The sequence below is a fragment of the Domibacillus epiphyticus genome, assembly GCF_001975785.1.
Taxonomy (GTDB): domain Bacteria; phylum Bacillota; class Bacilli; order Bacillales; family Domibacillaceae; genus Domibacillus; species Domibacillus epiphyticus.
On sequence record NZ_MSFI01000005.1, the window covers coordinates 54,882 to 77,481 of the forward strand.

The 22,600-nt window shown below is 42.6% G+C and carries 23 protein-coding genes and 1 other RNA gene; 10 read left to right on the forward strand and 14 right to left on the reverse strand.

Annotation, left to right across the window (positions count from 1 at the left end; genetic code table 11):
- The first annotated feature begins 164 nt into the window (after nt 1-164).
- Together BTO28_RS02885 and BTO28_RS02890 are read left to right on the forward strand one after the other, a co-directional pair.
- Nucleotides 165-1,043: an alpha/beta fold hydrolase gene (locus BTO28_RS02885; protein WP_076763865.1), complete on the forward strand. Its 879-nt coding sequence runs from the start codon at nt 165-167 to the stop codon at nt 1,041-1,043.
- A 25-nt stretch (nt 1,044-1,068) separates the two neighbouring features.
- Nucleotides 1,069-1,464 carry a secondary thiamine-phosphate synthase enzyme YjbQ gene (locus tag BTO28_RS02890; RefSeq protein ID WP_076763867.1) on the forward strand — a complete coding sequence of 132 codons (396 nt, stop codon included), beginning with the start codon at nt 1,069-1,071 and terminating at the stop codon, nt 1,462-1,464.
- Between the two features lie 167 nt (nt 1,465-1,631).
- On the opposite strand, the gene BTO28_RS02895 is transcribed toward BTO28_RS02890, so the two are convergent.
- Genes BTO28_RS02895 through BTO28_RS02905 form a run of 3 tightly spaced genes read right to left on the reverse strand, consistent with a single transcriptional unit; the run spans nt 1,632 to nt 4,216 of the window.
- Nucleotides 1,632-2,387: an ABC transporter permease gene (locus BTO28_RS02895; RefSeq protein ID WP_076763869.1), complete on the reverse strand. Its 756-nt coding sequence runs from the start codon at nt 2,385-2,387 to the stop codon at nt 1,632-1,634.
- Between the two features lies 1 nt (nt 2,388).
- Entirely contained in the window at nt 2,389-3,402 is a 1,014-nt protein-coding gene (locus BTO28_RS02900; RefSeq protein WP_076763871.1) for an ABC transporter substrate-binding protein, read from the reverse strand.
- 16 nt (nt 3,403-3,418) lie between these two features.
- Nucleotides 3,419-4,216, reverse strand: a complete 798-nt coding sequence (locus BTO28_RS02905; RefSeq protein ID WP_076763873.1) for an ABC transporter ATP-binding protein — start codon at nt 4,214-4,216, stop codon at nt 3,419-3,421.
- 286 nt (nt 4,217-4,502) lie between these two features.
- Between BTO28_RS02905 and BTO28_RS02910 the strand changes: the two genes are divergently transcribed.
- Complete coding sequence (locus BTO28_RS02910; protein WP_076763875.1) at nt 4,503-5,042, forward strand: tyrosine-type recombinase/integrase; 540 nt, start codon at nt 4,503-4,505, stop codon at nt 5,040-5,042.
- 80 nt (nt 5,043-5,122) lie between these two features.
- On the opposite strand, the gene BTO28_RS02915 is transcribed toward BTO28_RS02910, so the two are convergent.
- Nucleotides 5,123-5,803 (reverse strand): universal stress protein, encoded by a 681-nt coding sequence (locus tag BTO28_RS02915; protein WP_076763877.1) that lies wholly within the window; start codon nt 5,801-5,803, stop codon nt 5,123-5,125.
- 257 nt (nt 5,804-6,060) lie between these two features.
- On the opposite strand from BTO28_RS02915, the gene BTO28_RS02920 reads away from it, so the two are divergent.
- Genes BTO28_RS02920 through BTO28_RS02950 form a run of 7 tightly spaced genes read left to right on the forward strand, consistent with a single transcriptional unit; the run spans nt 6,061 to nt 11,829 of the window.
- Nucleotides 6,061-8,475 carry a Na+/H+ antiporter subunit A gene (locus BTO28_RS02920; RefSeq protein WP_076763878.1) on the forward strand — a complete coding sequence of 805 codons (2,415 nt, stop codon included), beginning with the start codon at nt 6,061-6,063 and terminating at the stop codon, nt 8,473-8,475.
- Entirely contained in the window at nt 8,462-8,884 is a 423-nt protein-coding gene (locus BTO28_RS02925) for a Na(+)/H(+) antiporter subunit B (protein ID WP_083711276.1), read from the forward strand. Before BTO28_RS02920 ends, BTO28_RS02925 begins: the two co-directional genes overlap by 14 nt.
- Before the next feature lies 1 nt (nt 8,885).
- Nucleotides 8,886-9,227, forward strand: coding sequence for a Na(+)/H(+) antiporter subunit C (locus BTO28_RS02930; RefSeq protein ID WP_076763882.1), 342 nt, complete (start codon nt 8,886-8,888; stop codon nt 9,225-9,227).
- Complete coding sequence (locus tag BTO28_RS02935) at nt 9,220-10,701, forward strand: Na+/H+ antiporter subunit D (RefSeq protein WP_076763884.1); 1,482 nt, start codon at nt 9,220-9,222, stop codon at nt 10,699-10,701. The genes BTO28_RS02930 and BTO28_RS02935 overlap by 8 nt, the downstream gene beginning before the upstream one ends.
- A 30-nt stretch (nt 10,702-10,731) precedes the next feature.
- Nucleotides 10,732-11,217, forward strand: coding sequence for a Na+/H+ antiporter subunit E (locus tag BTO28_RS02940; protein WP_076763886.1), 486 nt, complete (start codon nt 10,732-10,734; stop codon nt 11,215-11,217).
- Nucleotides 11,214-11,498 (forward strand): Na(+)/H(+) antiporter subunit F1, encoded by a 285-nt coding sequence (locus BTO28_RS02945; protein WP_076763888.1) that lies wholly within the window; start codon nt 11,214-11,216, stop codon nt 11,496-11,498. The genes BTO28_RS02940 and BTO28_RS02945 overlap by 4 nt, the downstream gene beginning before the upstream one ends.
- Nucleotides 11,476-11,829, forward strand: a complete 354-nt coding sequence (locus BTO28_RS02950) for a Na+/H+ antiporter subunit G (RefSeq protein ID WP_076763890.1) — start codon at nt 11,476-11,478, stop codon at nt 11,827-11,829. Before BTO28_RS02945 ends, BTO28_RS02950 begins: the two co-directional genes overlap by 23 nt.
- 77 nt (nt 11,830-11,906) lie before the next feature.
- On the opposite strand, the gene ssrA is transcribed toward BTO28_RS02950, so the two are convergent.
- The 10 genes from ssrA to gap all read right to left on the reverse strand — a co-directional run bounded on the left by ssrA (nt 11,907) and on the right by gap (nt 22,592).
- Nucleotides 11,907-12,269, reverse strand: a transfer-messenger RNA (tmRNA) gene (gene ssrA, locus BTO28_RS02955).
- An 85-nt stretch (nt 12,270-12,354) separates the two neighbouring features.
- Nucleotides 12,355-12,822 carry an SsrA-binding protein SmpB gene (smpB, locus tag BTO28_RS02960; protein ID WP_076763892.1) on the reverse strand — a complete coding sequence of 156 codons (468 nt, stop codon included), beginning with the start codon at nt 12,820-12,822 and terminating at the stop codon, nt 12,355-12,357.
- A 17-nt stretch (nt 12,823-12,839) separates the two neighbouring features.
- A complete protein-coding gene (gene rnr / locus BTO28_RS02965; protein WP_076763894.1) occupies nt 12,840-15,200 on the reverse strand; it encodes a ribonuclease R in 2,361 nt (786 codons plus the stop codon).
- A gap of 23 nt (nt 15,201-15,223) precedes the next feature.
- Complete coding sequence (locus tag BTO28_RS02970; RefSeq protein ID WP_076763896.1) at nt 15,224-15,970, reverse strand: alpha/beta hydrolase; 747 nt, start codon at nt 15,968-15,970, stop codon at nt 15,224-15,226.
- A 123-nt stretch (nt 15,971-16,093) separates the two neighbouring features.
- Nucleotides 16,094-16,327 (reverse strand): preprotein translocase subunit SecG, encoded by a 234-nt coding sequence (gene secG, locus BTO28_RS02975; RefSeq protein ID WP_076763898.1) that lies wholly within the window; start codon nt 16,325-16,327, stop codon nt 16,094-16,096.
- A gap of 316 nt (nt 16,328-16,643) precedes the next feature.
- On the reverse strand, nt 16,644-17,939 hold the full coding sequence (eno, locus tag BTO28_RS02980) for a phosphopyruvate hydratase (protein ID WP_076763900.1): 1,296 nt from the start codon (nt 17,937-17,939) through the stop codon (nt 16,644-16,646).
- A gap of 13 nt (nt 17,940-17,952) precedes the next feature.
- Nucleotides 17,953-19,485, reverse strand: coding sequence for a 2,3-bisphosphoglycerate-independent phosphoglycerate mutase (gpmI, locus tag BTO28_RS02985; RefSeq protein ID WP_076763902.1), 1,533 nt, complete (start codon nt 19,483-19,485; stop codon nt 17,953-17,955).
- Nucleotides 19,478-20,239: a triose-phosphate isomerase gene (gene tpiA, locus BTO28_RS02990; RefSeq protein WP_076763904.1), complete on the reverse strand. Its 762-nt coding sequence runs from the start codon at nt 20,237-20,239 to the stop codon at nt 19,478-19,480. Before tpiA ends, gpmI begins: the two co-directional genes overlap by 8 nt.
- A 27-nt stretch (nt 20,240-20,266) precedes the next feature.
- Nucleotides 20,267-21,448, reverse strand: a complete 1,182-nt coding sequence (locus BTO28_RS02995) for a phosphoglycerate kinase (protein WP_076763906.1) — start codon at nt 21,446-21,448, stop codon at nt 20,267-20,269.
- A 136-nt stretch (nt 21,449-21,584) separates the two neighbouring features.
- Entirely contained in the window at nt 21,585-22,592 is a 1,008-nt protein-coding gene (gene gap, locus BTO28_RS03000; RefSeq protein ID WP_076763908.1) for a type I glyceraldehyde-3-phosphate dehydrogenase, read from the reverse strand.
- Between the last annotated feature and the right edge of the window lie 8 nt (nt 22,593-22,600).

Genomic DNA, 22,600 nt, shown 5'->3' on the forward strand with positions numbered 1-22,600 from the left:
TCGTAGTAATAGGCATACCATTGAGACAGCGCCTATAGCTAAATTGTTTAAATTTAGGGGGGACTTGGTCCATACTAAGGTGAGCGAAATTATTGGGAATAATTAAAGGGAAATATAAACATTTTTGTTATATTATAAATTTGATTCCGAAAAGAAGGTGCCAAATGAAACAGCAGTCGATATACAAAAGTGAAGAAGGCAGGAAAAAAATTCTCGAGCATTATGAATCATACCTGAAGTCTTTTGATACGATTATTGAGAGAGTGTATGTCAAAACCCGCTTTGGGAAGACGCATATGTTAGTTGCTGGACCGGAGGATGGAAAACCCGTTTTCATCTTACAAGGAGGAAACTGTATCAATCCCATGACATTATCATGGTTCACTTCTTTGTTTAAAACGTACCGAATATATGCGGCGGATACAATCGGACATCCAGGTTATAGTGATGAAACAAGGATTTCACCAAAAGATGAAAGCTTTCCCTTATGGATTTCTGATTTAATGAACCATTTCAATGTGAATAAAAGCGCATTTATCGGTGCCTCATATGGTGCCGGTATTATTTTAAGAATGGCTGCGTATATGCCGGATAAAATTGCCTGTTCCGTCCTCGTTTCACCGTCTGGAATAAAGATAGGCTCTAAAAGCAAGTTAATGAAAAAAGTCGTACTTCCATTCCTTATTTACAAGGCGCGTTCATCTGAAAATCAGTTAAAAAAAATTACGGATGTGATGTCGATAAACAGCATGAAGGAAGAAGATAAACAAATAATTTGGGAGATTATTAAACATGTAAAGCTCGAAAAGGAGATGCCTAAATTATTGACAAAGGCGGAGCTGGCAAATTCCCCCTCTCCAACAATGATCATCGCAGGTATAAAAGACATATTCTTCCCTGAAGAACTGGTCTTGAAAAAAGCAAAAGAAATTATTCCAAACTTACCGGTGTTCTATTCATATAATATGGGCCACTTCCCATCTGAAAAGTTTATAATTAAAATTAATGACAATGCAGAAGAGTTTTTGAGCTTGTATTATTAACGCTTTTTTAGAAAGGATGAGGTAAATGGAGAAACGATTTTCATTACATACCGCGGAACGGGATCAAATGATTGACATTACCTCCATAATTGAAGAATGGATACGGGAACAAGGTGTTGAAAATGGAATTGTCATAGTGTCGTCCCTTCATACGACAGCTGGCATTACCGTTAACGAGAACGCAGATCCCGATGTAAAAAAGGACATGCTTATGCGTTTGGATGAAGTATACCCATGGGAGCACCCAAAAGACCGGCATGGGGAAGGAAATACTGCCGCTCATTTAAAAACCAGTACAGTGGGACACGCCCAGACTCTTATTATATCAAATGGAAATCTTGTTCTCGGAACATGGCAGGGAATTTATTTTTGTGAATTTGACGGACCGAGAAAACGAGAATTTCTTGTGAAAATCATATAAAAACAAATCAAAAAGGCAAGTGAACAGCGTTCCTCCCGCAACGCTGTCCACTTGCCCTAATTTTCCTACAAGCAGCTCTCATCTTCCAATGAACAGCTGGAACACTTGATATCCCCCTGCGCATTTAAATACTCCCCTGCATGTAAGCTGTATATATGCGTTTTTCTTTATGAACGTGGCGCCCAGGAGGCAAATCGTTTCTTTAAAGGCTGAAGCAAAACAAGTTCGAAGAATAATGCCATTAATCCGATTGTAATAATGCCCACCATGACTAACGAAGAATTTGCCATTTGACCGCTTGTCGAAATAAGCCAGCCAATCCCAGCGTCCCCGCCGATCATCTCTGCAGCGACTAAAGAACGCCATGCAATGCCAAAACCAACTATTACACCGCTAAAAGCAGACGGCATAACTTCCGGCAAATACACATAACGTGCTAATTGGAAACGATTTGCACCAAAGCTTAATGCGGCTCTTATATGGGACTGTTTAATTAATTCCATCCCTTGAATCACATTTACAAGTATCGGGAAAAAAGCAGCCATTACGATGACAGCAATCATCGGGGCATTTCCTAAATCAAGCAAAAGGATAAACAAAGGCGCCCAAGCCATCGGAGGCGTTGCCTGAAAAAAGGACACGATCGGACTTAAAAACAAACGGAAAGGCCTGCTTAGCCCCGCCAGTGTGCCGACAATAAAAGCACTAACAGCGGCAATACTAAACCCGATCCCTAATCGGTATAAACTAATTCCAACATGATCATAAAATTCCGCAGACGCCAATTGTACAGAAAATTCTTTAATGACTATGATAGGTCCCGGAAAAATAAGATCTGGATAGCGGCTTGCGATCGCTATCCAGACAAGAAATAGAAACGGAATTGACAAACTTCCCCATAACCACTTTTTCAAGTCAGTCATCTTACTTTACCCAATCCTTATCAAACATCGACTCTACGTTAAACGGTTTATCAATCATTTTTAACTCGTAATTCATGTCTGCCACTTCTTGATAAAATGTAAAATCTTCTTCTGTTATCTTATCATTGAATTGATGACGCTCTAACGCTTTTAGCAAAACGTCTTTTGCATCCCATGCTTTCCCGCTTTGATCCGTGATGCCTGGAACATTATAGTTTTTCACAAGAATATCAGCAGCCTCGTCTTTATTATCTTGAATAAATTGAATCGATTCTTTATGGCCGGCCATAAATTTCTCTACAGTCTCGGGTTGATTGCTCAACAAGTCATTCGTCGCTAAGATCACAAGTGCAGGATCCGGCATTTCCTTCAATACTTTTAAGCCACGCAATTCAGCTATCGATAAAAAAGGCTCAGCCGCTACAGCAGCATCGATACTTCCTTTGTTAATGGCCTGCTCCATCACAGGCATTTGCATTTGAGTAATCGATACTTCGGACTCTGCTACCTTTGCTTCAGGTAGTACTAAGCCCCTTAACAAGATATCTGCTCCGCTCCCTTTTACAATAGAGCCGATTTTTTTCCCTTTTAAGTCTTCTACACTTTCAATGCCGGAATCAGGGTTAACCATCAAACCGAATTTTCCATCACTTACCTTCGCAATGGCTTTTATTTCAGCCCCTCTTGAAACCCAGTTCACAGCTGCCGGAACACCAGCATAGGCGATATCTAATTTCCCTGACGATAACGCTTTGTATAAATCTGGTCCATTTGAAAATGAATAAAATTCACTTTTCAATCCTTGTTCATCAATTAATTTTTTATTTTCCGCTACAACCGCAGGTGCATTGGACAAAATATTTACATATCCGATGCGGATTGTTTCACCCGAAGTTTCTTCTGCTGTCTGGTCCTTCTCAGAAGTACTGCCGCATCCTGCAAGAATTACTGTGAAGATCATTAAAATCATCAAAAAACGAAATGTATGCATTTTCTTTGCTGTTAAGTTTTTCACTTTTTTTCCTCCATTCTTAAATACCTGAACCTGATTGTTCCCCTTTGTAAACGTGACCCTCTTTCAAGTTTTGAATCAGCTGTCTTTTATATTCATTAAATGCCGGTGTTAACCGCATCTCTAGATTGCGCGGGCGAGGCAATGAAACGTTTATCATATCAAGGATCGCTCCCCCGCCATTTTGCATTACAACCACATGGTCTGATAAATAAACTGCTTCATCTATGCTATGTGTCACTAATACGATCGTCATACCCGTTTTTTCCTGAATCCTCATCAATTCATCCTGCATGTTTTCTCTCGTTTGTGCATCAAGAGCACTAAATGGCTCATCCATCAGCAAGATTTCAGGATTGGTTACGAGCGTTCGCGCAATCGCTACACGCTGTTTCATCCCACCGGATAAATCATGAATGCTTGCTTTCTCATAACCGGAAAGACCGACTAATTGAATAGCCTCCATACTTTTTTCGAATCGATCCTTCTTATCCATACTCTGTATTTTCAAACCGAAAGCTACATTGTCAATGACATTGAGCCACGGAAAAAGCGCCAAATCCTGGAATACAACCGCCCGATCCGGGCCGGGTTTTTTAACAGGTGTTTTGTTTACGTATATGTCTCCGCTTGTAGGCTGAATAAATCCCGCAATGACATTCAATAAAGAACTTTTCCCGCAGCCGCTGGGTCCAACAATACTGACAAATTCACCCTTTTTAATATTGAGGGAAACATCTTTAAATATGGTCCTCTTCCCGTCATAAGAAAGATTTAACTGGTTTATGGTTAATTTATCATTTAACTCTTTTTCCATCACGATCTCCTTTCCTGCAGTTTAATTCCCACTAATTTTATACGATATCCTAAATTAGACTGTAACAATATGTTTAGGCAAATTCAACTCTAAATTTCGACAATTTCCGACTATAAATTTAAGAAATTATACGGAATCATCTGGATTCGTCCAGCGCTAGTAGTATTATTCCCAAAAACCTTCCTCATCTACCTATTCCCTGCATCGTATTTTTTTCAGCCTTATCATTTGAATGTTACATAAATACATGTTACGCTAGTATTATGTAACATAAGGGGAGAAGAAAATGGAATATGTAAATCCGATAAAAAACATCGAAAAAATACAATTAATTAAGGAAATATTAAAAAAACAATCAAGCCGGGATTTCGTCTTGTTTGTATTGGGCATTAACACAGGACTTAAAATCAGCACTCTTTTATCCTTAAAAATTAATCAATTAGTCGATGAAAATGGAGAGATACACTCTTTTCTTCAAATTGACAATCAATGTGTTTACCTTAACGACCAGGTGAAAGCAGCTTTACAGTTACACTTGAATCATTCTACTCCTCCTGTTGACAGTTATCTTTTTAAATCGCCAAAAAGCGAGTCGCCTATTTCGCGTCAGCAGGCTTATCGCGTTATCAATGAAGCAGCTAGAAAAGCCGGAATTCGTGATCAAATTGGCACCCATACTTTAAGAAAAACTTTCGGCTACCACGCTTATATAAAAGGAGTCGCTATTTCACTGATTCAAGAAAGATTTCATCACGCTTCCCCATCGGAAACGTTTCGATATATCGGAATGGATGAGACAAAACAGAAAATAGATGTAAATCTATAAAAATCAGCTGACAGAAAATTAAAAAGAGCCTTAAGAAAAATTCTTAAGACTCTGCAAAATGTTATCGCGTTTATTTCATTTTATAGGTTCTCTTCTTTTATAGAAGAGTGGATGGAAGTAGGTTCCGTGATCTTATCATCTGTTACATGAAGCTGACACGTTTTATTATCTTTCATAAACTTGAATACGCCATTATTAAAATCGGTTCCGGTTTCTTTGTAAAAGATTCCTTCATGAATGACTTCGTCGGAATAAGTAAAACTAATACGGTGTCCTTTATCATCTTTAATTAAATAAGCTCTCGTTCCATTCTCGAAGAGGTTGTCATCGTCTTCAACAGAGCGGTCGATGGACACTACGTGGAAATCGACAAAAGAGATTTCACGGAGCAGCATATTGACAAAAGATCCTTTTTTAATCTCCTCCCATCGACTTTGAGGAGACTGTCCCAAAATAATTTGTGTGATATTTAATTCACGGGCAACTTCCGCAATGACCTTAACAGCCGGTCTCTTTTCGTTATCACGGATAATCAACTCCTCAGCACCGAGCTCTTCCGCAAGGAGTTTCCACTGATCAATATAAGCGGCTTTATCCGCGCTTAGTTCCTCTTGAGGAAGTGAATCAACAGTTAGAATATATAGCGGGCAATCAAGCATATTGGCAATTTTGCAGCCGCGTTTAATCAACCGCTCGCCATTTGGACCATAATACGCACAGACTAATATGCTTTCATCCATACGGGCTCTCAATTTTTTCAAAGCTGTCCCACCTCTATTTACATGTTTTGAAATTTTTTTTAATTTGCTTTATTGTACTTCGATCTATAAATGGAAACAAATACATTATAGATATTTTTATTATCCCGAGTGTAAGAATATAGGGGACTTAAGGATATTTCAACCCCTAATTTATTTTTTTGTTCTTTTTTATTATATTCCCCTTATTCGACAAGCCTTACAAGTATTCGTTTTATATATAAAGTTATTACAAAAAAATCAGTTAGGAGGGACTCGATTTGACTTCTATTCATATCTTGCTTCTTATCCCTATTTTAGCCGCTTTTCTCATTCCTGTCATTGGACGGCAATTTCCTAAATTGCATCTTGGCTGGGCAGCTCTCCCGATTCCAATTGTATTATTTAGTTTTTTCGTTTCAAAAGTTTCATCAATTTCTGCTGGCGAAACATTCACAGGCTCTGTTGCCTGGATCCGTGCATTAGATCTTTATTTTTCCGTTTATTTAGACGGTCTCAGTCTCATTTTCACCCTGTTAATAACAGGGATTGGAAGCCTAGTCGTTCTTTATTCAATCTTTTACTTATCGAAGGAGCGAGAATCACTTTCCCATTTCTATGCCTACTTGCTTCTATTCATGGGAGCGATGCTTGGCGTCGTGTTATCCGATAACTTAATGGTGCTTTACCTATTTTGGGAATTAACAAGCATCTCTTCTTTCTTATTAATTGCCTTTTGGTTCCGCCGGAAAAAATCACGTTATGGTGCCCAAAAATCATTTTTGATTACCGTCGGCGGTGGAATTTCAATGCTTGTCGGGTTTATTATGCTCCAAGTTATGACCGGGACAAACAGCGTGCAGGAAATCATCGCCATGCGTGATTCCATTCAGGAACACGAATTATTCGTTCCTGCCTTAGTATTAATTTTACTCGGGGCATTTACAAAATCTGCACAATTCCCATTTCACATATGGCTGCCGGATGCAATGGAAGCACCGACACCGGTTAGTGCGTACTTGCACTCTGCCACAATGGTGAAGGCCGGTTTGTTTTTAGTAGCCCGCTTTACTCCGGTTTTCGGAGGAGAAGCGACATGGTTCTGGCTCGTGAGTGGTGTAGGGATTTTTACCATGTTCTGGGGTTCATTCTCCGCTGTTAGACAAAAAGACTTAAAAGCACTGCTCGCATACTCAACCATCAGCCAGTTAGGTTTAATCATGTCCCTGTTCGGTCTCGGATCTGCAGCGCTGCAGGGAGGAGCTTCTGCGGAGTCCGTTATCTATACAAAAGCAATCTTTGCCGCACTCTTTCACCTTGTAAATCACTCCACATTTAAAGGCGCCCTGTTCATGGTTGTCGGAATTGTGGACCATGAAGTTGGCACAAGGGATATCAGAAAGCTCGGCGGGTTAATTTCCTTGATGCCGATCACGTTCACGCTTACGGTGATTAGCAGCTTTTCGATGGCTGGACTTCCGCCATTTAATGGTTTTTTGAGTAAGGAAATGTTCTTTACTGCTGTATTAAACGCGAATGAAATGACCATTTTCTCGATGGACACCTGGGGACTCTTATTTCCAATTATCGCCTGGATAGGAAGCATTTTTACCTTCACTTATTCAATGATTGTGGTTTTCCGGACATTTCTCGGTCCTTATCGCCGTGAAAAACTGGAGAAAGACCCGCACGAGGCGCCTGTTGGGATGCTAATCTCACCCATTATTTTATGTATGCTCGTCATACTTTTGTTTTTTGTACCGAACCGATTAAGTGATTATTTGCTATCGCCTGCAATGAACAGCATATTGCCAGCTTATCAGAACATGGACGGGCTAATTCCGAAGATCTCTCCCTGGCATGGATTTAACTTAGAGTTATTTATGACAGCCGGAGTTGTCCTACTGGGCGCGTTTTTGTTAAGAACTTATCGATACTGGAATGTTGTTTATGACTTCTTTCCTGAAAAAAGAAGTATTGACCGCGGATACCAGTGGATGTTAGCCAGGGGCGAAAGTGGATCGAAACGAGCAACAGATCGTTATATGACAGGTTTCTTAACAAATTATCTTTATTATATTTATGGTTTCCTTTTGCTCGTCGTTGGTGGAACGCTATGGCTGACGGGCAGTATCGTAATTGATACTTCCAACGATGCCCCCGTCAGTGTGTACGAAGGAATCATTATTGTCATTATGGCGACCGCAGCAATTAGCATTCTTTTCACGAAGTCTCGAATGACCGCTACTTTGTTAAATGGTGTGCTAGGTTACTCAATTGCTATTTTCTTTGTATTGTTTAGAGCACCTGACTTAGCGCTGACACAGCTAGTAGTCGAAACGGTCACAACTGTTTTATTCCTCCTTTGCTTCTATCATTTACCTGAGTGGTCAAAAGAGGAACGATCCTTGAAAGTCCGCTTTCCTAAAATGGTCGTTTCGATTGGAACTGGTGCATTGACCGTTTTACTTGCCCTCTCTGTCCAAGGCAATAAAATGTTTGAATCCATATCGAGTTACTTTGAAGATTCCTATAAGCTCGCAGGAGGGCGAAATATCGTCAACTCCATTTTAGGGGACTTCCGTGCTTTTGATACGATGCTCGAAGTCGTTGTCCTCTTTATTGCTGGCGTCGGCGTCTACACCCTTATTAAATTAAAAGAGCCTAAAGGAGGGGATGATATTGAGAGAGAATGATGTTATCTTACAAACGGTGTCCAAAGTCGCGGTATTCATTATACTAACATTTGGTGTTTATTTATTCTTAGCCGGTCACCATAACCCGGGTGGTGGATTTATCGGAGGCCTTACTTTATCATCTGCTTTTGTTCTCCTTTATTTAGCGTTTGACGTTGAAACGGTTAACGCCGGGATTCCGCTCGATTACAAAATGGTTGCGGCGACAGGGGTGCTGATCGCCATATTCACCGGAATGGGGGCGCTTCTCTTTGACAGTGCTTTTCTCAGCCAGACCTTTGCTTATTTCGATCTTCCCATTTTCGGGAAAACAGAGCTTGCAACTGTCGTATTGTTCGAGTCGGGGATCGCATTAGGCGTGGTTGGTGTTGTTGTAACCATTATCATTAGTATTAGTGAGGATGTATAATATGGAAACGATGATTATTCTTCTAGCCGGTGTGCTCGTATCTGTTGCCACTTACCTTCTCCTTTCAAAAAATATGATTCGGGTTGTTTTGGGCACCGCCATTTTATCTCATGCCGTCCATTTGTTGCTGATGACAATGGGGGGGTTGAAAATCGGGAGTGTCCCTATATTAGGAGATACTGTTGAAACATATACCGATGCGCTGCCACAAGCATTGATTTTAACCGCTATCGTCATTAGTTTTGCGGTGACCGCCTTTTTCCTCGTTCTTGTATACAGAACTTATCAAACCACAGGAACAGATAATTTGCTTGAAATGAAAGGGACAGAAGAAGATGAATAATATTTTAGTATTTCCTATGGTCCTTCCGATCATTGCCGGCGTAATATTGCTTTTCTTCCGTTCGAAGCCGGCTATTCAGCGGTGGGGAAGCATACTGACAATGATCGCCGTCTTTGCCATCAGCCTTTGGATATTATTTCAAGTGATGGATCAGACTATTTTGCGCCTTAATTTTGGAGAATGGGCACCGCCTTTTGGCATCACATTTGTCGCAGATGCCTTTGCGATGCTGCTGGTGACATCCTCCTCGCTCGTTTCAATCCTTTGCTTATTATATGCCGCCTTTGCCAAAGATGAAAAAAGAGAGAAATTCTTTTTATACCCATTTTTATTATTGCTTGTTGCAGGCGTAAACGGTTCATTTTTAACAGGGGACTTATTCAACTTATTTGTTTGTTTTGAAGTAATGCTGCTCGCTTCTTACGTGTTAATGACACTTGGAGGAGAAAAACGACAGCTTACCGAAGGGATCAAATATATTTTAATCAACATATTGTCTTCCTGGTTTTTCTTGTTGGGCATTGCGTATTTGTACGGTTCGCTTGGTACATTAAATATGGCTCACCTCTCCCAACGGATCGCGGAAGCTGGACAGCCTCCCCTCCTGACAACGATCAGCATTTTATTTTTAGTCGTCTTTTCCTTAAAGGCTGGATTGGTGCTTTATTTCTGGCTTCCTGGTTCTTACAGTGCATTGCCAACTGCGGTCTCCGCTTTATTTGCGGCCTTGCTAACAAAAGTAGGCGTTTATGCACTCTTTCGTGTCTTTACATTATTGTTTTACCACGAGCCCTCTATCACGCATACGATCATCGGCTTGATGGCGATCATTACGATGGCCGGAGGAAGCATTGGGGCAATTGCTTATACGGATCTGAGAAAAATAGCAGCATACAATGTGATCATCGCCATCGGCTTTATCCTAGTAGGATTGGCAGCCAATAATGAAGCGGCTATTCAAGGATCCATCTATTATTTGATGCATGATATTCTCGTGAAAGGCCTGTTATTCCTTATTATCGGAACAGTCATATATGTAACAGGCAAGACAAAATTGGATCAGGCCAGCGGTTTAATTACCAGCTATCCATTGCTTGGCTGGCTATTTCTTATCACCACTCTTTCACTAGGCGGCATCCCTCCGTTCAGTGGGTTTGCCGGCAAGCTTTTAATAGGACAAGGGGCACTGGAAGCTGGTGAATATGTGATAGTTGCTGCAGCCTTTTTATCGAGCCTATTCGTTTTGTATTCTTTACTTCGCATCTTTTTAAATATGTTTTGGGGAGAGACATCTATTTCACAAAAAAACCGGGTGATCTTACCGAAAGGAATGATAGCTCCCTGTCTTATTTTAGCGTTACTCACCGTAGGATTGGGACTGGGTATGGGAGTGGTTTCACCTTTTGTAGCCGAAGCTGCACATGTGTTAATGAACCCGGAAATTTATATTGAAGGGGCGCTGAAAGATGAATAATCGGATCTTGTGTACAGGAGGTGGAGGAAGATGCCGGTACAGTTTCTATTAAATTTGCTAATCGCCTTGCTCTGGGTCTTCTTGAAGGATGAAGATACGTTCGAAGTTCCAACTTTCGTGTCTGGTTTTTTAATCGGGATCGTCATCATCTTTCTCATGCACCGTTTTTTCGGAACACCATTTTATTTGAAGCGCGCCTTCTCTATGCTCAAGCTGCTTTGGATTTTTAACTACGAGCTTCTGACATCCAGCATTTTGATCATGAAACAAATCTTGCTTCCAAGCACCAAATTTGAGCCGGGAATTTTCTCGCACGAAACAAAACTAAAAAGCGACTGGGAAGTGACGGCGCTTGCCCTCCTTCTTATGTTGACCCCTGGATCTGTGGTTCTGCGCATTTCACCAGAAGGAAACATTTTTTATATTCATGCCATGGACATGAAAAAAACAAAGCCAGCGGTATTAAAATCAATTCGCATGTATGAAAAAATTATTTTGGAGGTGACCCGTCCGTGACCAACCTCATATTTGTAACCGCCATTGTTCTGTTTAGTATTGCCATTGCACTATCGCTTTACCGCGTTTTGAAAGGACCTACGCTGCCAGACCGCGTTGTCGCGTTCGATGTCATCGGCGTTAATCTTATTTCCATCGCGGCTGTGCTGAGTGTCGTTTTGCACACAAAAGCTTATTTGGAAGTGATACTCATTATTGCCATTCTAGCTTTTATCAGCACTATCGCCTTCTCGAAATACATTGAGAGGGGTGTCATCATTGACCGAAAAAGAAATCGTTGAATTGATCGCGGCTTTCATGGTACTGCTCGGAAGTATTACGGCCATTATCAGCGCGATTGGCATCGTCAGTTTACCGGATGTTTATACTCGTTCTCACGCCGGAACAAAGAGCTCAACACTCGCTGTTTTATTAACATTAACCGGCGTATTCATTTATTTCTGGTCCTCAGGACACTATATCAGCATCCGTCTTGTCCTCGGCATCGTCTTCTTATTTTTAACCGCTCCTGTTGCGGGGCATCTTATTTGCCGGGCGGCGTATAATTCAGAAGTAAAGATGACAAACAAGACGGGAGAAACCGTTTTACAAAATAATCATGATCCCAAATAAAAAAGCAAAAGCTGTCCACAATTTAGGAGGACAGCTTTTGCTTTTTTATTTATATAGTTCCACCATTTTTTTATGTATGGTGGAGACGGCGGGAGTCGAACCCGCGTCCAAAGATAACGGCACCTGAGCGTCTACGGGTGTAGCCGTGCTATTTATCGTCTCGCAAATCCATTTGCCGGACGGCAGGCCTCTGGATCAGCCAGCCTGATTAGTCTCTTCCTTCATCCCCAGGCGGAGGAATCCGGCGTAGTCCGCTTAGAGTGGGCCCCTGATCCGACTGCACGGACAACAGCGGAAGGAGCACAGGCTAGCCTAAATTAGGCAGCTTGTAGTTGTGTTTGTTGTTTGCCAGTTATTATAGGCAAGTGCGTTTTGACAGAGCCGACCCTCTGACCCGCAGCCCAGGCTCGAACTATCCCTGTCGAATCCGTAACGTCCCCGGATTAAAAGAAATAGCAGATCAGTCTGCTTTTTAGTGACATAGATGATTATACCACATTTTTATACGTGAGCAAACATCCAATTTCACCCTTTTTGGCGGTCGCGAAATGCCCGTTCAATATCCCGCTTGGCTTCTTTCTGCTTCAAATCTTCACGCTTGTCAAATTTCTTTTTCCCTTTTGCAAGGCCAATCAGCATTTTCGCATAGCCGTCTTTCAAATAAATTTTCAGCGGGACAAGCGAGTAGCCTGCTTCTTTCGTTTCGCCAATCAGCGTATTAATCTGCTTCCGATGCAAAAGAAGCTTCCGTGTCCGGATCGGATCGTGGTTATGGATGTTTCCCTGCTCATAAGGGCTGATATGCATATTATGGACAAATACTTCCCCGTTCCGTATACGGGCGAATGAATCTTTTAAATTCACCCGTCCCGCGCGGATTGCTTTAATTTCCGTTCCCAGAAGCACCATGCCTGCCTCATATGTTTCTTCGATAAAATAGTCGTGGCGCGCTTTTTTATTTTGCGCGATCACTTTCCCCTCTCCTTTTGGCAATTCGTCTCCCCACTTTCTTACTTGCGTTTCTTTTTCTTCGCAATTCCTTCATAAAATTTTCGCTTTTTCTTCTTTTTGCCCTGCGGCTGCGTTGTCCACTCGCTTCCGCTCTCTTTCATATCTGGACGGGCTGGCTTTCGTGCCGGTTTCTTTTCTATTATTCCAGATTTTTCTCTTCTTCCGCGCATCTTTTTCGAACGGGCATCCTCATCCCGTTTCGGTCGCTGGCGCTGTTTTTTCATTCCGACAATTTCAAAGTCAACTGATTGTTCTTCTTTATTCACGTCACGGACGCGCACGGTAATTTCGTCGCCAATGCGGAAAACATTCCCGGTTCTTTCACCGATCATGGCAAAATGCCGCTCGTCGTAACGGTAATAATCATCGGTCATATAAGAAACGTGGACAAGCCCTTCAATTGTATTATCAAGCGCAACAAACATGCCGAAATTCGTGACAGAGCTAATCACACCATCGTATTCTTCGCCAATTTTATCAAGCATGTACTCCGCTTTCTTCAACTCATCTGTATCTCGTTCTGCATCAACTGCCCGCCGTTCCATACTTGACGTGTGATCGGCAATTTCAGGAAGTCTGGCATCCCACTTTTCTTGTGTCGGCTTTGACAAATCGCCTTCAATTAAATAGGTGCGAATCAGACGATGAACAATCAAATCCGGATAGCGGCGGATCGGTGACGTAAAGTGCGTGTAAAATTCTGTTGCCAGACCAAAATGGCCAAGACTGTTCGCATTATACTTTGCCTGCTGCATTGAACGAAGCATAACTGTTGAAATAACCGTTTCTTCTGGCGTATCTTTTACCCCTTCAATGATTTCCTGAAGCGCACGCGGGTGAACTGAATTCGCTGTTCCTTTTACATTCAATCCAAAGTTCGTTAAAAATTCGAAGAAACGCTGCAGTTTATCTTCTTTCGGATCTTCATGAATACGGTAAATAAACGGAACGTCCATCCAATGAAAATGCTCGGCTACCGTTTCATTTGCCGCCAGCATAAATTCTTCAATCAGTTTTTCACCGACAGAACGCTCGCGAAGCACGACATCAATCGGATAACCGTCATCGTCTACAAGCACTTTCGCTTCTTTGAAATCAAAATCAATCGCACCACGGTCCGTCCGTTTTTGACGTAAAATTTCCGCAAGCTCTTCCATCCGTTCAAATAAAGGAACGAGCGGCTCATATTTCGCGCGCAGTTCTTCATCTTTATCAACTAAAATTGAATTGACATCTGAATATGTCATCCGCTCTGTCGTCCGGATTACACTGTCAAAGATTTCGTGGCTGACCACTTCCCCTGCTTGATTAATCTCCATTTCACAGGACAACGTTAGACGATCGACTTTCGGATTCAACGAACAGATCCCGTTTGACAGTCGATGCGGAATCATCGGGATTACCCGGTCAACAAGATAAACACTCGTCCCGCGTTCGTATGCTTCCTGGTCAATAGGAGAATTTTCCGTCACATAATGACTGACATCAGCAATGTGAACACCGAGCTTATAGTTTCCATTGTTAAGCTTTGTGACAGTTACTGCATCATCAAGGTCTTTCGCATCGGCTCCATCAATGGTGACAATGACCTCGTCACGAAGATCGCGGCGGCCTTTTAAATCTTTCACATCGATCTGCTCCGGAACCGCATTTGCCTGCTCCAGTACATCATCAGGGAATTCTTGCGGGAGTCCATGTTTATAAATAATCGACATAATATCAACCCCGGGGTCGTTTTTATGTCCGATAATTTCGATGACTTCCCCTTCTGCTGCTTGTCTTCCTTCCGGCCAGCGTGTAATCTTGACCACAACTTTGTGGCCGTCAATCGCACCAGCTGTTTTTTCTTTCGGAATAAAAATATCAGCGGTGAATTTTTTATCATCTGTTTCCACAAAGCCAAAGCTTTTGTTGTCAATAAACGTACCGACAATGTCCGTCTTGCCGCGCTCTAAAATGCGGACGACCGTCCCTTCACGGCGCGATCCGCTCTGGTCTTCTTTTGTAACGCGCACAAGAGCCGTGTCGCCATTTAAGGCACCGCTTGTTTCATGAGGAGGGATAAATACATCATCCATCCCCTGTTCATCAGGAATTAAAAACGCAAACCCTTTTGCATGACCGGATATTTTCCCGCGCACAAGGTTCATTTTTTCCGGCAAACCGTATCGGTTCGCTCTTGTTCTGACGACAAGCCCCCGCTCTTCCATATAGACAAGCGACTTTACAAAATCGCGAAATCCGTCTGATCCATTAATGCCGAGTACTTCCTCCAACTCCTGCACTGTAAGCGGCTTGTATGATTCTTCTTTCATATATGTCAACAAACGGTCGACATATTCATGTATGTGCTGATCCATTCGGGAGACCCCTCCGTTTCGGTTTAAACGGTCCAGTCAAGACGTTCAAGAAAGCTGAGAATATCTTCATGAAGCTGCTCTTTTTCTTTATCGAGCGTAATGACATGACCTGACTGTTCGTACCATTTTAATTGCTTCTCATCTGTTTCTACACCATCATAAATGACATTTGCACTTTTTGTATCAATCATTTTGTCCAGGCGTGCCTGCACAACAAACGTTGGTGCATAAATGTGATCGATATGATCTCTAACGTCTTGAACCAAGCTGCGTAACGCATTCAATGTGTTCATCGGTGTCTGTTTAAATGCCTCTATTTCTTTTTCAATGATGTCCGCTGATTTCCCTTCAAATTTTTTAAATCCCCGGGCATATTCGACAACGCCGTTATACATCGTTATTTCATCTTTCATTGACATCGGCGCGCACATTGGAATAATACCCTTTACAGGTTTAGTATAACCGAGTTTAAGCCCGAAAACACCGCCGAGCGATAACCCGCACACAGCAATCTCCTTGTAGCCAAGATCAAGGAGATGATTATACCCGTTCAAGACATCCTGCCACCAGTCTTCCGGACCCGTTTTTACCAATTCTTCCGGTGGCACGGCATGTCCTTTATAATGAGGAGCGTGTGATGTATATCCATTTTTCTCAAGAAAGCGGCCGATCATGCGCACGTCAGAAGAGTTTCCGGTAAATCCGTGCAGCAAAAGGACAGCACGTTCTCCTGCTTCAAAAGTAAATGGTTTTGGCAATGTAAGTTTCATTTTGATTGTTTCCTTTCATAAGGTTCAAAGGCTAAGAACGCATCATCCTGTCGCAACCCCATTATACCCGAATCGTATAGATCTAAAGCGCAAAAAAGGCGATTCAGCCGAATCGCCTTTTTATTACAATCCAAAATAAGAGAGCGCTATTGTTAAAACGAAAAACAGCACGGACAAGACAACAGTCAGACGGTGAAGAACAAGGTCAATTCCGCGCGCCTTCTGCTTGCCAAATAACTGCTCTGCACCGCCGGAGATGGCACCGGACAAACCTGCGCTTTTCCCTGACTGCAGCAGCACGACTGCGATTAATGCAATCGAAACGATAATCAGCAACACTAAAAGCAATGTATGCATATAGTTACCTCCATTAAGACGAACATATAGATAAACCCATTATAACATATCGGTCGTTTATTGGAAATGTCAGCTCATTTTGAACTTACAAATCGAATGGTGAGGACTTTCGGCCAATATTCACAATGATTCTGCCGAGCTTTCGATTTGCATCATTGAAGCGAATTGTTCTTCTGCTGCCTCAATAATATTGTCGGTGCTTTCTGCCGTTTCGTCAGCTTGTTATTCAAAAATTATACGTCCCCAGGCTTCCGATCAAAATTATCATTGTTTAAAATAGAAAAACACCCGGCAGCTGCCGAGTGTTTTTTAATCCTTACTTTTTCAAGTTGTAAAATGTCTCGTTTCCAAGATACTCAGCAAGCTCAGCAAGGTTGTCTTCGATGCGAAGAAGCTGATTATATTTCGCTACGCGGTCCGTACGTGACGGAGCACCTGTTTTAATTTGTCCTGCATTTGTTGCGACGGCGATGTCCGCAATCGTTGCATCTTCTGTTTCACCAGAACGGTGAGAGATAACGGCTGTGTAGCCGGCACGTTTTGCCATTTCGATTGCATCGAATGTTTCTGTCAAAGTACCAATTTGGTTCACTTTGATCAAAATGGAGTTGCCTACGCCGTTTTTAATACCTTCAGAAAGCTTTTTCGTATTTGTAACGAAAAGGTCATCCCCAACAAGCTGAACACGGTCGCCAAGGCGCTCTGTCAACAATTTATGGCCTTCCCAGTCGTTTTCATCCAAGCCGTCTTCAATTGAAACGATTGGATATTTGTTGGCCATTTCTTCGTACCAGTCCACCATTTCAGCTGATGTTTTTACAACACCTTCACCAGAAAGATGATATTTGCCGTCTTCTTTATTGTAGAATTCAGAAGATGCCGCATCCATTGCGAGTTTTACTTCTTCGCCTGGTTTGTAGCCGGCACGTTCGATTGCTTCAATAATAGTTTGAAGAGCTTCTTCGTTCGAACCAAGGTTCGGCGCGAAACCACCTTCATCACCAACTGCTGTGTTCAAGCCTTTATCATGAAGAACCGCTTTGAGGTTATGGAAAATTTCTGCGCCCATGCGGAGTGCTTCTTTAAATGATGGAGCGCCAACAGGCATGATCATGAATTCTTGAATGTCAACGTTGTTATCCGCATGCTCACCGCCGTTTACGATGTTCATCATTGGAACCGGAAGCTGCTTGCCGTTAACGCCGCCCAGGTACTCATACAAATAAACACCATGGTAATCAGCTGCAGCGTGTGCAACGGCCATTGAAACGCCAAGGATTGCGTTAGCACCAAGTTTGCCTTTATTTTCTGTACCGTCGAGCTCAATCATTGCTTTATCAATGCCGATTTGATCTGTTACAACATAGCTGCCCACGATTTCAGCTGCAATAATCTCGTTTACGTTTTTAACTGCCTGCTCTACACCTTTACCTAGGTAACGGCCTTTGTCGCCATCACGCAATTCAACTGCTTCGTATTCACCAGTTGATGCACCGGATGGTACGAGCGCACGTCCGAATGCGCCTGATTCAGTGTATACTTCTACTTCGATTGTTGGATTACCGCGTGAATCGAGTACTTCGCGTGCATAAACGTCTGTAATTACTGGCATAGTTTTCTCTCCCTTAATTTTCAATTAATGTTTTGCCGGTCATTTCAACCGGTTGTTCAACACCTAAAAGATCAAGCATTGTCGGTGCTAAGTCACCTAAAATGCCTCCGTTGCGCAATGTTAGGCCTTCTTTTGTGACGATAACCGGCACCGGATTTGTAGTATGTGCTGTCATCGGATCTCCTTCAACGGTAATTACTTCATCCGCATTTCCGTGATCAGCTGTGATAATGGCTGTTCCGCCTTTTGACAAGATTAAGTCTACCACCCGACCGAGACATTCATCAACTGTTTCGACCGCTTTTATTGTCGGTTCCAACAATCCAGAGTGTCCAACCATGTCTGGATTGGCAAAGTTCAAAATAATCGCATCTTGTTTGTCCCCATTAATTTCATCAAGCAACGCGTCCGTCACTTCATATGCACTCATTTCCGGTTTCAAATCATACGTTGCCACTTTAGGCGAATTAATCAAAATGCGTGTCTCACCTGGAAACTCATCTTCACGTCCTCCGCTCATAAAGAACGTAACATGTGGATATTTTTCCGTTTCGGCAATCCGAAGCTGACGAAGGTTATTTTTTGATAGAACCTCTCCAACTGTATTCGACAAATCCGTTTTGTTGTAAGCAATGACGCCTTTTACTGTTTCACTGTATGGTGTCATACAAACGAAGAACAAATCTTTCGGGTGGTTTCCTCGGTCAAAGCCTTGAAATGTTTCATTTGTAAATACATTAGAAAGCTGAATCGCTCGGTCTGGACGGAAATTAAAGAAAATAACGGCATCGTTGTCTTTCACTTTTGCCACTGTCTTGCGATTTTCATCTGCAATAACCGTCGGTACGAAAAATTCGTCTACCACACCCGCCGCATAAGAAGCTTCAAGCGCTTCAATCGGATCTTCAAAAATCGGTGCTTCGTTATGGGCAATCGCACGGTACGCTTTTTCAACGCGATCCCAGCGGTTATCCCGGTCCATCGCGTAATAACGTCCAGAAATTGTCGCAAAACGGCCGACACCGAGTTCATCCATTTTCGCCTGAACATCTTCAATATAAGTTTTGGCTGTTTTCGGTCCAACATCACGGCCGTCTAAAAAGGCATGGACATATACTTTTTCAAGCCCTTGGCGTTTTGCAAATTCAAGCAATGCTTTCAAATGTTCAATGTGACTATGTACGCCACCGTCTGATAGTAATCCGAATAAATGAAGAGCCGTACCATGTTCTTTTGCGTGTGCAGCGGCTTTTAAAAACTGCTCATTCTCAAAGAATTCACCTTCGCGAATCGCAATGTTAATACGCGTTAAACTTTGATACACAACGCGGCCTGCACCGATGTTCATATGACCGACTTCCGAGTTACCCATTTGCCCCTCTGGAAGACCGACCGCCTCGCCACTTGCTGTTAACTGCGCATGTGGAAACTGATTCCAGTAACGATCAAAATTAGGCTTTTTAGCCTGAGCGACCGCATTTCCACTCGTTTCTTCCCGGCAGGCGAACCCGTCGAGAATAATGAGCGCGACTGGTCCTTTAGCCATTGTTAACAGCCTCCAATAAAGCCAGGTAAGAAGAAGCATCCAGGCTCGCTCCGCCAACAAGAGCACCGTCAATATCCTGCTCTGCCATGTACTCAGAAATGTTTTCCGGTTTCACACTCCCGCCGTATTGAATACGGACTGAATCTGCTGCTTTGTCTGAATAAAGACCACGGACGGTTTCACGAATGTGTGCACATACTTCATTTGCATCTTTCGCAGAAGAAGATTTGCCAGTTCCAATCGCCCAGATCGGCTCGTAGGCAATTACAGTATCACACACTTGGTCTTCTGTTAAACCTTCCAAGGCGGCCTTAATTTGACCCGCCACAAAATCATTTGTTTCCCCTGCTTCACGCTGTTCAAGTGTTTCACCGCAGCAGACGATCGGAACTAACCCGTGTGAAAAAGCCGCTTTTGCTTTTTTATTTACAGCCTCATCTGTTTCATTGAACATTTCACGGCGCTCTGAATGACCGATAATAACGTAAGAAACACCAATGTCCGAAAGTGCTTTCGGGCTGATTTCTCCTGTAAATGCACCGTTATCTTCATAATGAGCATTTTGCGCGCTGATCTTCACGTCTGTTCCCTTAACCGCTTCAACAAGCTGTCCAAGAAATAACGCTGGCGCACCGATTACACTGTCAACTGATGCAGACGACGGTACCTTTCCTTTTACGTCGTTTGCGAAATCCAGTGCTTCGCCGAGTGTTTTATGCATTTTCCAGTTTCCTGCAATAATAGGTTTACGCATGAATACTTCTCCCTTCAAATCAATGAATTACTTATCGTCTAGTGCCACTACGCCAGGAAGATCTTTTCCTTCCATAAATTCAAGGCTGGCGCCGCCGCCTGTTGAAATGTGACTCATTTTTTCTGCAAGATCGAATTTTTCGACAGCTGCTGCCGAGTCGCCGCCGCCGATGACAGAGTATGCATCTGAGTCTGCCAAGGCCTGAGCGACACCTTTTGTTCCTTTTGCAAACTTATCAAGTTCAAATACGCCCATCGGACCATTCCAAATAACAAGTTTTGAATTTTTAATTGTTTCTGCGTATATCTCAACGGTTTTCGGACCAATATCAAGTGCTTCCCAGTCAGCCGGAATTTCCTCAATTGGTACAATTTTTGTGTTTGCATGCTCACCAAAATCATCAGCAACTGTTACATCAACCGGCATTAAGAAATTGACGCCTTTATCTTCTGCTTTTTTCATAAACTGTTTTGCAAGGTCGATTTTATCCTCTTCAAGAAGTGATTTTCCGACTTCATGTCCGAGCGCTTTGACAAACGTATACGCAAGACCGCCCCCAATGATTAAGTTGTCAACTTTATCAAGCAAATGATCAATTACACCAATTTTATCTTTTACTTTTGCACCGCCAATAATGGCCGTGAAAGGACGATCTGGATCTGATAATGCTTTTCCGAGTACATCCAATTCTTTTTGCATTAAAAAGCCGGATGCAGATGGGAGGAATTTTGCGATGCCTTCTGTTGAAGCATGAGCACGGTGAGCCGCACCAAATGCATCGTTAACATACACATCTGCAAGTGATGCAAACTCTTTTGCAAGTTCTTCATCGTTTTTCTCTTCGCCAGGGTAAAAACGAACATTTTCAAGAAGAAGAACGCCGCCTTCACTCATTTTTGAAATTGCTTCTTTTACACTGTCCCCATACGCTTCATCTGTTTTTGCAACCGGCTGGCCAAGCAGTTCTTCTAAACGTTTGCCCGCAGCTGTCAAGCGCATATCCTCATTTACTTGACCTTTCGGACGGCCAAGATGGCTAGCCAAAATAACTTTTGCGCCTTGCTCAGACAAGTATTGAATTGTCGGAAGCGCTGCGCGGATGCGTGTATCATCCGTTACTTTGCCATCCTTCATCGGGACATTGAAATCAACGCGGCAAAAAACACGCTTTCCTTTCAAGTCCAGATCTTTAATCGTTTTCTTGTTCATTAAGAAGACCTCCCCTATCATGATTGACAGACAAAAAAAGGGAGCAGGGATTGTATCCCGCCCCCTGTTTCACCTTTCCATTATAGATGGTGAACGGTTGTTTTCCAAACGAAAGATTGAAAAACTGTTTTTTTAATTAAAGACCTTTTTTCGCGATGTATTGTACAAGGTCAACAACACGGTTTGAGTAGCCGTTCTCATTATCGTACCAAGAAAGAACTTTCACCATGTTGCCTTCCATTACCATTGTAGAAAGGCCATCGATTGTTGAAGATGCTGTGCTGCCGTTATAGTCAGATGATACAAGCGGAAGCTCATTGTACTCAAGAATGCCTTTAAGATCGCCTTCAGCTGCTGCTTTTAACGCTTCGTTTACTTCTTCAGCTGTTACATCCTGCTTCAATTCTGCTACAAGGTCAACAATAGAAACGTTTGGCGTTGGAACACGCATCGCCATACCGTTTAATTTGCCTTTCAATTCAGGAAGTACAAGAGAAACGGCTTTCGCTGCACCTGTCGAAGTTGGAATCATGTTTTCTGCTGCTGCACGCGCACGACGGTAGTCAGAGTGTGGCAGGTCAAGAATTTGCTGATCATTTGTATAAGAGTGAACAGTTGTCATCATGCCGCGCACAATGCCGAATTTTTCGTTCAATACTTTTGCAAATGGAGCCAAGCAGTTTGTTGTACAAGATGCATTTGAAATAACCTGGTGGTTTGCTGCATCGTATTTGTCTTCATTAACACCCATAACAACTGTAATATCTTCATCAGATGCCGGCGCAGAGATGATGACTTTTTTCGCACCGCCTTCAAGGTGTTTCGCAGCGTCTGCACGTTTTGTAAAACGGCCAGTTGATTCAACCACTACTTCCGCACCGTTTGCTGCCCAAGGAATTTGAGCAGGGTCGCGTTCAGCTGTTACTTTCACGCGCTCTCCGTTTACAACGATTGTGTCGCCTTCAACGGTTACATCTGCATCTAGTGTGCCGTGAACTGTATCGTATTTTAAAAGGTGTGCCAGCATGTTTGCATCTGTAAGGTCGTTGATTGCTACTACATCAACTTCCGGGTTTTTAAGCGCTGCACGGAATACATTACGTCCGATACGTCCAAATCCATTAATACCAATTTTTACTGTCATGAGTAATT